Source organism: Candidatus Phytoplasma palmae (genome assembly GCF_046896035.1).
GTDB lineage: Bacteria > Bacillota_I > Bacilli_A > Acholeplasmatales > Acholeplasmataceae > Phytoplasma > Phytoplasma palmae.
Genome location: NZ_JBIPDD010000013.1, coordinates 1 through 6,398, shown reverse-complemented (window position 1 = coordinate 6,398; position 6,398 = coordinate 1). Strand labels below are relative to the sequence as shown.

At 20.4% G+C, this 6,398-nt stretch carries 7 protein-coding genes; all 7 read left to right on the top strand.

What is annotated here, in order from left to right; translation table 11 throughout:
* Positions 1 to 565: 565 nt before the first annotated feature.
* Positions 566 to 1,669, top strand: coding sequence for a DEAD/DEAH box helicase (locus ACHMP6_RS01585; RefSeq protein ID WP_412097785.1), 1,104 nt, complete (start codon positions 566 to 568; stop codon positions 1,667 to 1,669).
* Positions 1,670 to 1,751: 82 nt separating this feature from the next.
* A complete protein-coding gene (locus ACHMP6_RS01580) occupies positions 1,752 to 2,636 on the top strand; it encodes a deoxyribonuclease IV (RefSeq protein ID WP_412097784.1) in 885 nt (294 codons plus the stop codon).
* A gap of 218 nt (positions 2,637 to 2,854) precedes the next feature.
* A complete protein-coding gene (gene rpsP, locus ACHMP6_RS01575) occupies positions 2,855 to 3,103 on the top strand; it encodes a 30S ribosomal protein S16 (protein ID WP_412097783.1) in 249 nt (82 codons plus the stop codon).
* A gap of 77 nt (positions 3,104 to 3,180) precedes the next feature.
* Positions 3,181 to 3,921, top strand: a complete 741-nt coding sequence (gene trmD / locus ACHMP6_RS01570) for a tRNA (guanosine(37)-N1)-methyltransferase TrmD (RefSeq protein ID WP_412097782.1) — start codon at positions 3,181 to 3,183, stop codon at positions 3,919 to 3,921.
* 48 nt (positions 3,922 to 3,969) lie between these two features.
* Positions 3,970 to 4,323 carry a 50S ribosomal protein L19 gene (gene rplS / locus ACHMP6_RS01565; protein WP_412097781.1) on the top strand — a complete coding sequence of 118 codons (354 nt, stop codon included), beginning with the start codon at positions 3,970 to 3,972 and terminating at the stop codon, positions 4,321 to 4,323.
* 62 nt (positions 4,324 to 4,385) lie between these two features.
* Positions 4,386 to 5,651, top strand: a complete 1,266-nt coding sequence (tyrS, locus tag ACHMP6_RS01560) for a tyrosine--tRNA ligase (protein WP_412097780.1) — start codon at positions 4,386 to 4,388, stop codon at positions 5,649 to 5,651.
* Positions 5,652 to 5,686: 35 nt separating this feature from the next.
* Positions 5,687 to 6,124: a Fe-S cluster assembly sulfur transfer protein SufU gene (gene sufU, locus ACHMP6_RS01555; RefSeq protein WP_412097779.1), complete on the top strand. Its 438-nt coding sequence runs from the start codon at positions 5,687 to 5,689 to the stop codon at positions 6,122 to 6,124.
* Positions 6,125 to 6,398 lie beyond the last annotated feature (274 nt).

Below are 6,398 nucleotides of genomic sequence, written 5' to 3'. Positions count from 1 at the left end.
ATGCTTGGAAACTTGCTTGTTCGGTGGTGTGAGGGGTTTAGATTAATATCTAGTAGTAATAGAGAAACGGTCTAATTCTATCTCAATAGTTAATGAATATAGAATAAAAGAATAAAAAAAACGAGTTTTAAAAACTCGTTTTATTATTTTTTAAAAGTATAAATAAAAAATAAAATAGGACTAAAAATACTTATAACGAAACAACAAATAAGTAGTATATAAAAAAAATTTTTTATATTTAAAAAAAGATTATTTTTTTTGTTATTTTTATTTTCTTTTTGGTTTTTATTTTTTTTATTTAAATTTTTCATTACTTCTCCTTTTTTAAAAAAAATATTTTTTTGATATGATAAAAATATGTTTATAGGTTAAAATAATAGTTGAAAGATTTTTTTGTAATTATTCGATAAAATCTTAATAGAATAAATAAAATGATAACAATTAAAATTATAACATTTTAGATAAAAAATAATTTATTGAGATAACTATTTGAATATTATTAATTTAAAAATTATTATATTTTTTATATATGTTTCAAATTTTAAAAGAAAGAAATAAAAATGAATTGAAAAATTATATTCAACAAAAATTAAAACAATTAAAATTTACAAAAATTACTCCTATTCAACAATTATTATTTGAAAATTTTGAAAAACCTTATAATTTAGTGGGGATTTCTCAAACTGGCACAGGAAAAACACATGCTTATTTGTTGCCTATTTTGAGTAAAATTGATTGGAATAAAAATCAAATACAAGCAGTTATAATAGTACCTACTAATGAATTAGTTTTTCAAACTTTTCAAATGTTAAAGGATATAGAACAAAGAAATTCTCAAGTTAAAATTTTTTATGGTTCTATGGATAAGAATAAAATATCTTTAAGTTTAGAAAAAAAACAACCTCCGATAATTATAACTACAATTGAAAAATTATTTGAATATTCTAAAGTTATGAATAAACTTAATATCAATAAAGCTCGTTATTTAGTTTTAGATGAAGCAGATACTTTATTTGAACACAAATGTTTAAAATTATTAGATGTTTTATTACAAAAATGGTATCCTAAAATTTTACTTTTTTCAGCTTCTATTAAAGAAAAAGAAAAACATTTTATTAAAAAATATTTTGGTAAAACTTTATTTTTAGATGTTTTTAAAAAACAAAAGTTAAATATAAATTATTATGTTATAAATAGTTTACCCAATAAAAAATTAAATGATTTAATTCATTTTTTAAAACAATTAAATCCTTTTTTGTGTTTTATTTTTGTTTCTAAAAAGAAAGAACAATTAAAAATTTATGAATTTTTAAAGAATCAAAAATTTAATATTTTAAATTTTTGTTCTGATTTATCAGTTAAAAAAAGAAAAAATTATATTTTAGAAATTAAAAAAATGAAATATCAATATGTTTTAACCAGTGATTTAACTGCAAGAGGTTTAGATTTAGATATTTCTTGGATTATTCATTATGATTTACCTACTAGGAATTTAGAATTTTTTCAGCATAGAAGTGGTAGGACTGGAAGAATGGGAAAAGAAGGAAATGTTGTTCTTTTTTATGAAGATAAAGAACAAAATAATTTAGAAAAGATTAAGAAATTAAATAAAATTATATTTAAAAAAATTATTTTAAAAAAAACAGGTTTTTCTATAGAACAAAAATAATTATAAAAATTTATTTTCCATTTGTTTATTCAAAAATTTTAAAAATAAAAAAATAAATTTCAAAAAAAGAAGAAAAAAAATAATGTTAAAAATTGGTAGTCATGTTCCTTTTAAGTATCCTTTTTTTTATTTAGACTCATTTAAAACAGCTTTATCTTATGGAGCGAATACTTTTATGATTTATTCAGGAGCTCCGCAAAATACTAAAAGAATAGACATAGAAAAAATTCCGATCAATGAAACAATATTAGAGATGAAAAAATATAATTTTAATGTCAATGATTTGGTAGGTCATGCTCCTTATATTATTAATTTAGCTAATCCTTCTTATGAAAAAAGAAAATTTGCTATTTCATTTATTACTCAAGAACTTAAAAGATTTGAAAAATTAAAAATTCCACAAATGGTTTTGCATCCTGGCAATGCTATCAATAAAAATAGAGAGCAATCTATTTTTTGGATTGCTTCTGGCATTAATTCAATTTTTAAAAATACTTTGGATTTGAAAATTAAAATAGCAATAGAAAATATGTCTGGAAAAGGAAATGAAATAGGTTGTTGTTTCGAGGAAATAAAAAAAATTATTGATTTAGTAGAAAACAAAAAAAGAATTTCTGTTTGTTTGGATACTTGTCATTTATTTGATTCTGGTTATGATATTAAAAATAATTTAGAAAATGTAATTAAAAAATTTGATGAGATTGTTAATTTAAAATATATTACTGTATTGCATATAAATGATTCAAAGAATATTTGTGGTAGTAAAAAAGATCGTCACGAAAATATAGGATTTGGTCATATTGGCTTTCATGCATTAATGAAAATTATTTATCATCCTAAGTTTTTAAATTTACCTAAAATTTTAGAAACTCCTTTTTTTAATAATTTCCCTCCTTATAAAGAAGAGATTGGTATGATTAAGTTAAAAAAATTTAATAATTTTTTAGATAGAACAACATTAATTTAATAAATTTTAAAATAAATAATTATTAAAAATTTATATTTTTAGTACGTATATTAGATCAATTGACAATTCTTTTTTTTTCTTTTATAATAAACACTGAGTAAAATATTTTATAGCGTTCGAATTTTTTATTTTAATTTAATTGTTTATAATTGTTATTTACTTGAAAATTAATTTTAAAAAAATTCCAAAAATAGAAAGTAGAATGGTGAAATTAAAAAATGTCAGTAAAAATGCGTTTACAGCTTTTAGGTTGTCATAAGAGACCTTTTTATCGAGTAACTGTTATGGATTCTCATAATAAGAGAGATGGTAAGTTTTTAGATATTTTAGGAACTTATGAACCTTTTAATAATAAAATCAATATAGACTGCGAAAAAGCCGATAAATGGTTGTTATTAGGAGCTCAACCTACTCATATTGTAAAAAGTTTACTAAAAAAGGCTAAAAAGTTAAAAAATAAAAATTAATTATTTTTTGATAATTTTATATAATTTTTTCAATTCAAATTAATTATTTGTATTTTTTAAAAGGTTTTGTTATTGTTATGAAATTTGATGTTATTACTATTTTTCCTAATTTTTTTGATAATTTTTTGAATCATTCTATTATAAAAAGAGCTATTTATAATGAAAAAATTATTATCAATATTCATGATTTGAGACAATATAGTAAAAGAAAAAATAATCAAGTTGATGATGTTCCTTACGGAGGAGACGTAGGAATGTTAATGACTCTTCCTCCTTTTTATAGATGTTTAAAACAAATAAAAACTTATAATAATAAAAAAAGCCGTATTATATTATTTTCTCCTCAAGGTAAGATATTGAATCAAAAGAGAATATTTAATTTTGTTGATGAATTTTCTCATTTTATATTATTATGCGGCCATTATGAAGGAATTGATTCAAGAATTTTAAAATATATTGACGAAGAAATTTCTATAGGAGACTATGTTTTAACTGGAGGAGAAATACCTTCTATGGTTTTTATTGATTCTTTAACTAGGGTTGTTCCTGGCGTTATTAGAGAAGAATCTTATTTAAAAGATACTTTTCAAAATGGTTTGTTAAAATATCCACAATATACTAGGCCAAGTAATTATAAAAATCAAAATGTTCCTGAAGTTCTTTTATCCGGAAATCATAAAAAAATTTTACAATGGCGTCAGAAAGAAAGTTTAAGAAATACTTTTTTAAAAAGGCCTGATTTAATTTCTTCATTAAAATTAGATGATTTTATGAAAAAATTGTTGGAAGAAATAAAAAAAGAAGAATTTTTAAAATAATCAAAAACATGTTATTTTAAAAAAATAAAAACAAGGAAATTATTAAAAATGAATCTTAAAGGACAAGAATTAATTAATTCAATTAATAAAAATAGTTTGAAGATTTTACCTGATTTTCAAGTAGGTGATTTTGTCAAAGTTTTTATTAAAATTGAAGAAGGAAATAAAAAAAGAATTCAAACATTTGAAGGATTAATAATTAGAATTAAAGGAAGCGATATATCTAAAACAATTACAGTAAGAAAAGTTTATTGCGGAGTAGGCGTAGAAAGAATTTTTCCTATACACTCGCCTTTATACGAAAACATAGAAATTATTAGAAAAGGAATTGTAAGACGTTCTAAAATTTACTATGTTAGAAAATTATCTTCTAAAGCTATGAAAATTAAAACAAAAAAATAATTTTTATTTCTTTTTTTTTATATAAATTAAATTAAATAAATAAAATACCCAAGGAGAAATGAATGCCTTTATCTTTGTTTAAAGAATTAAAATTAAGAAATTTAATTAAGGATTGTAGTGACGAAAAAGAATTAGAAATTTTGTTAGAAAAAGATAGTATTAATTTTTATTGTGGATTTGATCCAAATGCTGTTTCTTTAACGTTAGGACATTTAGTGCAAATTATAACTATTTATTTGTTACAAAAAAAAGGTCATAAAGCTATTATTTTAATAGGCAGAGCTACAGCTGCTATTGGGGATCCAAAAGAAATAGGTGAAAGAAATTTAGTTGCTGAGAACCTTATTCTCTCAAATTCTTTAAAAATTCAAAAACAATTTAGAAAAGTTTTACCTAATGAAAATTTAAAGTTTGTAGATAATTTTGATTGGATTTCAAATATTAACGTTATTTCTTTTTTAAGAGAATATGGTAAAAAATTAAATTTAAATGAAATGTTATCTAAAGAAATAGTTTCTAAAAGGTTAAAAACAGGAATTTCTTATGCCGAATTTTCTTATATGATTCTTCAGGCTTTAGATTTTTATTATCTTTATAAAACGAATAATGTTCAACTTCAATTTGGAGGATCTGATCAATGGGGTAATATTACATTTGGATTAGAATTTATTCGTAAAATGAAAAATAATTTGAATGAAGAAAAAAATAATAAAGTTTTTGGAATGAGCATACCTCTCCTTTTAAATAGTAAAGGCGTTAAATTTGGTAAGAGTGAAAAAAATACTTTGTGGTTAGATTCAAAATTAACTAATCCTTATGAAATTTATCAATATTTGTTAAATGTAACTGATCAAAATGTTATCAATTATTTAAAAACTTTAACAATATTAGATCTAAAATATATTTCTCAATTAGAAGAAGAAACAAATAATAATCCTCAAAAAAGATTAGCTCAAAAAGAGTTATCAAAAAGTGTTATCATTTTTTTGTACGGACAAAAAATATTTGAAGAATGTATAAAAGTGAATAAATTATTATTTTTTAGCAAGAAAAAGAATATAATGCAAGAAGAATTTGATTTATTGAAAAAATATTTGTTTTTTGTTGAAGTTAAGGAATGTATTTCGTTAGCTGATGCTTTAGTAAAAGTGAAATTATCTGATTCTAAGAATCAAGCGAAAAAAAATATTTTATCTCGTTCTATTAAAATTTTTGATGATGTAGTTGAAAAAATTGATTTTTCTTTAGTTTCTGAAAATGCTTTATTTGAAAAATATATTTTAATAACAAAGAAAAATAAATTTAATGCTTTAGTTATTTTTAAATAAAATTTAAATTAAAAAAAGAAGATAAAATAAGAAACATGAAAATAAATGAATTATATCGTTCATTAATTTTAAAACATTATAAAAATCCTTTAAATAGGGGTTTATTGAAAAATAATTTGAAAAATTATTTTTTTTCTGAAGAAAAAAATTTATCTTGTGGAGATGAAATTGTTATTCAAATTTTGTTTAATGAAAGAAAAATTATAGATATTAGATATGAAGTAGAAGGATGTTCTATTTTAATAGCTTCTTCTTCTTTAATGTCTGTTATTTTAAAAAATGTATATATAGAAAATGCTATTCAACAAATAAATAATTTTTGTAATATGTTGCAAAAAAAAAGTTTTAAAAAATCTTTAATTTGCCCTCAGTTAAAATATTTTGAATTAATTCAACATTTTCCTGGTAGAGTTGTTTGCGCTAGTATGCCTTGGACTCTATTATTAAAAATTATTAATAAAAATTTTTTTTAATTTTATTAATAATTTTTTTTATTTTTTAATCAAATATTTTTGTATACTAATCTGTGTGAATTATATTTATTTTTATTATTTAATAATTATATTTATTTTATTTTTTAAATAATATCTATTTTCTATATTATTATTCATATTTTAAAATTTTAAAAATATAATTTATCACAGAAAGAATGTTTTTATATGATAGAAATACGAAATTTATATAAAACTTTTGGGCGCGAAATGATGCCTAATTATGAGTGATTTAACGCATCACGAACATCATGAT